Here is a 4,680-nt window from a genome sequence, read left to right as displayed (position 1 = left end):
ACGTTTTATCGCTCCAGTAACCAATAATAGGCTGTACGATTAAGCCAGTAAGAGGGGCTGCAACCCATAGAATGGGAATATCATCAACTTGTGCGCCTAATGTTTGAAATATTCGGCTCACATTGCCGTTTTGTAGTGCAAAGCCAAATTGAATACCTAAAAAACCAAAGCACATATTCCATATTTGCCAAAAACTCAGGTTTGGTTTGTTGCTGTCATAATTATTATTTTGATTATTCATGATTAGCCTTATTAGTTAAAACTGCGCTGCTAAATGCATCAAGTGTGAGTGTGAAGCTTGCGCCTTGAGACCCTGATGTGATCTCGGTGCTGTGCTGCTCAAGTAAGTCATGCAATTGAGTGTGTTCGCTAAGTACCGCTAATTGCACTTTTGATAAATTAACCGTAATTGTCTGAGGTTGTTCACTAAAGTTACTTAATACGTACAGCGTTTGTTGGCCAAGTTTGCGCATAAAGCCAACAACTCGCTCGCTTCCTGTTACATTAAGCTCTGTCATTTCACCCCCAACCACAGCAGGTAAACTATTAAGTGACATAATGGCTTTATAGTAATCACGGAGTGCTACTTGTTCTTTTGTTAAATTAGCACCGTCAAACTTGCCGTTATTCATCCACGCTTGATGCGCCGGTACACCAATGTAATCAAAAATACTGGTGCGTGTAGCTGTGCCAAATCCTGCGTTTTCTGAGCCATCTTCTCCCACATCTTGACCAAAATATAATAACGTGGGTGCGCGGCTCATTAAGTTAGAAACCACCATAGCCGGTTTACCCCACGCAGCGTTACCTGCAAAATCAGGGCTCGCGATGCGTTGTTCGTCATGATTTTCTAAAAAGTGCAGCATGTGCGCTTCAATATCAGTAACTTGGCTTTGGGCAGCAAAAATAGCATTAGCAGCTTGCTTACCCTGCATAATGGCTTTTAGCGTGTCGTAAAAGCCCACTTTATCGTAAAGGTAGTCCATTTTACCTTGGTGAATATACGCACGGTACATTAGCGGGTTATACACTTCGGCTAACAAAAAGGCGTCGCTTTTTTGCATTTTTATCGACGAATTTAAAAAACTCCAAAACTCTACTGGCACCATTTCGGCCATGTCGTATCTAAAGCCATCAACGCCTTTATCGAGCCAAAAAAGTGCTATGTCTCTAAATTTGTACCAGCTGTTAGGAAGCTCTTTATCTTGCCAAAATGCATAATGAGCACGGTAGTCTTTATTTTTGTATTCACTTGGCAATTGAACAAAGTCGTAGCTGCCATCAGGCTTTACGCCATAATTTACTTTTACTGTTTCGTACCAATCGTTTATATCTGGTTTTGGTGCACGGGCACCATTACCTGTCCATTTAGCAGGTGTTTCATCAAAAAAGCCATCAGCTAATGGGCTTTCATTACCCCCTAATACTTTGTACTCTGGCGATGTTGGCACCTGAAAAGACTGCCCTGGTACGTAGTAAAAGTTGTTATTTTTATCGTACGCTTTAGTGGTGTCGTCTTGTGCGCCAAAGTCTTTAACGCCTTTAGGTTTGCCAAGGGATTGGTAGTTTCGTGCTACATGGTTAGGCACTATATCAATAATGACTTTCATGCCATGGTTATGTGTACGCTCAATAAGTGCGCCAAATTCATCCATTCGCTGAGTAACATTAACTGCTAAATCAGGATTTACATCGTAGTAATCCTTAATTGCGTACGGTGAACCTGCACGGCCCTTTACTACATCGGGGTCATCTTGCGAAATGCCATACTCGGTATAATCGCCCACTAGCGCATGATGTAAAACACCGGTATACCAAACATGGGTCGTACCCAATTCTTTAATACCTTTAAGTGCAGCATCGTTAAAGTCGGCAAATTTACCTACGCCATTTTGCTCTTTTGTACCCCAAGGCACATTCGCGGTCTGTGTGTTACCAAATAAGCGTGTAAATACTTGGTATACAACAGGCTTTGTTAACTCATTTTGCGTGTGTGCAGGTGGTTGCTGTTGTTCAGGTTTGTTATTTTCTGAACACCCTGTAGCAATAAGTGCACTACAAAGTACTGCGGATACATAAACTGATTTTTTCATTGTGTGTCTTTTTTGTCAGTATTGTTATTAACTTTATACTAAAGATTACTGCAGCAACCATACAGTTGCTGCATACGTATTCAAGTTACTATTGTGGCGTTTTTAAAAAGAGTACCGTTGCGCTCATCGCTGGTAATTCAATGGTTTTGCCCAGCTTTTGTGTTTTTTGAGTAAATAAATTAAATGCTGTTGTGCTGTTAGGCATCACCTCTTGCATATACTCAATGTTTTTTTGTAGCGTTTGTGTATTTTTATTCATAAATACCAACACAGTTTGCTCGTCGCTAATACGCGCATAACTATAAACCCCTTGTTGAGGCGTAAAATGTACAAGCTTTCCTTTATCTAATGCTGAGCTGTTTTTTCTAAAATTAAGCAGCGTACTGATGGTGTTATGCATGTCTTTTTGCTGTTTTGTTAATCCCTCTTTGGTAAAGGCATTACGTGTTTGGCCTTCAAATCCACCCGGGAAGTCGATTCTAATATCACCATGGTCTTTACTTGGGGTGTTATCCAATAGCACTTCCGTACCGTAATACATTTGCGCTATACCACGTGTGGTTAAAAATAACGTCATCGCCATTTTTGTTTTAGCTACGTCTTGGCCAAGTTCAGTATAAACACGGCTCATATCGTGGTTATCTGCAAATACCATAATGTTATCTGTATCTGGGTATAAAAAGTCATTAGCTAACGATTCATATACTTTAACCCAACCGGTATTCCAGCTTTCATCTTCATTTAGTGCTTGAATTACCGACTCTTGCAACGAAAAGTCCATCACGCTTGGTAAGCTTGATGTATAGCCATCTTGGTTATGTTTGCCACGTTGCCAGTAAGAGGCAATAGCAGGGTTTGACGTCCACTCTTCTCCAACAATATTAAAATTTGGGTACTCTTGCATTATGGCTTTTGTCCAATCACTCAAAAATGCTTTATCTGAATATGAGTAGGTATCAACTCGAATTCCGCTTAAATCAGCGTATTCTATCCACCAAATCGCATTTTGAATTAAATACTCGCTTAACAGTGGTTGGCGCTGATTTAAATCAGGCATGGTTTCTACAAACCACCCATCATTAAACTGGCGCTTGTCGTATTCACTGGCGTGTGGGTCTTGTATGGTTTGGCGCGCATGGCTGGTGGCATTTTTGCCTTTATTAAACTCACCATTAAAGTTAATCCAATCTTTAGTTGGCTTATCGTTAACCCAAGTATGCTCAGAGCCAAAATGGTTAAGAACCATATCCATTACCAGGCCTATGCCCTGCTCTTTTGCTTTTACCGAGAGCGTTTTATATAACTGGTTTGAGCCCATACGTGGGTCAACCTTATAAAAATCAGTAATTGCATAACCATGGTAAGAATAATTAGGCATATTGTTTTCAAGCACTGGGGTTAGCCAAAGCTGTGTTACGCCTAAATCGTTTAAATATGGAAGTGCGTTTATAACGCCTTGTATATCACCACCGTGGCGCCCGCCCTTTGTAGTAGGATCAGCGACTTCTAGCATGCTAGGGACAGTATCGTTTTGCTCATCACCATTAGCAAAGCGATCTGGGTTAATTAAATAAAGCGTATCAGCTGATGTAAACCCTTGGCGGTTTGCGCTGTTTTTATTACGTTCAAGTAGTGAAAACTCAAAATTTTGACTCGCTTCGCTGCTGTTAAACACAAGCGTTCCTGCTTTAGCGGTATCAGTAATAGTAATATTTAAAAATACATAATTTGGGTTATCTGTACGGGTTACTTTATTTAACTTAACACCATTGTATTTAGCTAATTTAATTTGCTCGTTTGCAATATTTTGCTCATGCACCATGATGGTTATGGTATTTTTGTTCATGCCAACCCACCAATTAGCAGGCTCAACGTTAAGTGCGTAGCTAATGGTTGGTAAAGTACAGGCACTTACAAGTAAAAGTGTGTTTAAAAATCGCATCATCAGGCCTTTTTAATTTTTGCTAAAAAATCTTTATGAGTGGGTAATTGATCTAATGTTGAGGTAATAAGCGTTTTTAATGTAGAAAATAAGTCGTTTAGTTGTTCACTGCTTAATGAGTCAACAATACTGTTGTAATCATCGGGGATGAGGCCTTGGCCAATAAATACCTGTTGCCAAGCAACTTCAGCAAATAGTTCATCGTTTTCGCGCACTACTTTGCCAGTTTCTTTAAATAATTTGAGCTTGTGGGCCAATGAGTGAGGAATGTCCATTTGCTTGCATTGTCGCCAAAAAGCAGAATCTTCTCGCTCAGTCAGTTTGTAATGCAAAATAATAAAATCGCGTATGTGCTCTATTTCTATCACGCTTTGCTTATTAAATTCAGTGACTAAAGTTTCGCTTATGCCATTGTGTGGAAACAGCTTTATTAAACGGGTTACTGCACTTTGTATTAAGTGGATACTAGTTGACTCTAACGGCTCTAAAAAGCCACTAGCAAGACCAACCGACACCACGTTTTTATGCCACTGCTTTAAGCGCCGTCCTGTTTTAAATTTTATAACACGTGGCGCCGTAATGGGCTCAGCGGGTAAATTATTTAATAATAACTGCGTTGCTGCATCGTCAGATAAATAACGGCTA

At 40.1% G+C, this 4,680-nt stretch carries 3 protein-coding genes and 1 pseudogene; all 4 read right to left on the bottom strand.

The window, feature by feature from the left end; translation table 11 throughout:
* A pseudogene (locus L652_RS0101835) lies at positions 1–241 on the bottom strand (MFS transporter); the annotation flags it as partial.
* Positions 234–2,093: an alpha-amylase family glycosyl hydrolase gene (locus L652_RS0101830; protein ID WP_024594890.1), complete on the bottom strand. Its 1,860-nt coding sequence runs from the start codon at positions 2,091–2,093 to the stop codon at positions 234–236. The gene L652_RS0101830 and the pseudogene L652_RS0101835, both read right to left, overlap by 8 nt.
* An 88-nt stretch (positions 2,094–2,181) precedes the next feature.
* On the bottom strand, positions 2,182–4,038 hold the full coding sequence (locus tag L652_RS0101825; protein WP_024594891.1) for a glycoside hydrolase family 13 protein: 1,857 nt from the start codon (positions 4,036–4,038) through the stop codon (positions 2,182–2,184).
* Positions 4,038–4,680 (bottom strand): tryptophan 7-halogenase (locus L652_RS0101820; protein WP_024594892.1); only part of this gene is annotated, 643 nt, incomplete at its 5' end. The genes L652_RS0101820 and L652_RS0101825, both read right to left, overlap by 1 nt.

Origin of the sequence: Pseudoalteromonas sp. TB25 (assembly GCF_000497995.1) — a bacterium.
In the GTDB taxonomy this organism is placed as follows: domain Bacteria; phylum Pseudomonadota; class Gammaproteobacteria; order Enterobacterales; family Alteromonadaceae; genus Pseudoalteromonas; species Pseudoalteromonas distincta.
This window is presented reverse-complemented; position numbering and strand designations above follow the sequence as displayed.

Bases quoted from the DNA above. Each gene is read 5' to 3' on its own strand.
- L652_RS0101830 (WP_024594890.1), bottom strand. From the start codon at position 2,093: ATGAAAAAATCAGTTTATGTATCCGCAGTACTTTGTAGTGCACTTATT.
- L652_RS0101825 (WP_024594891.1), bottom strand. From the start codon at position 4,038: ATGATGCGATTTTTAAACACACTTTTACTTGTAAGTGCCTGTACTTTA.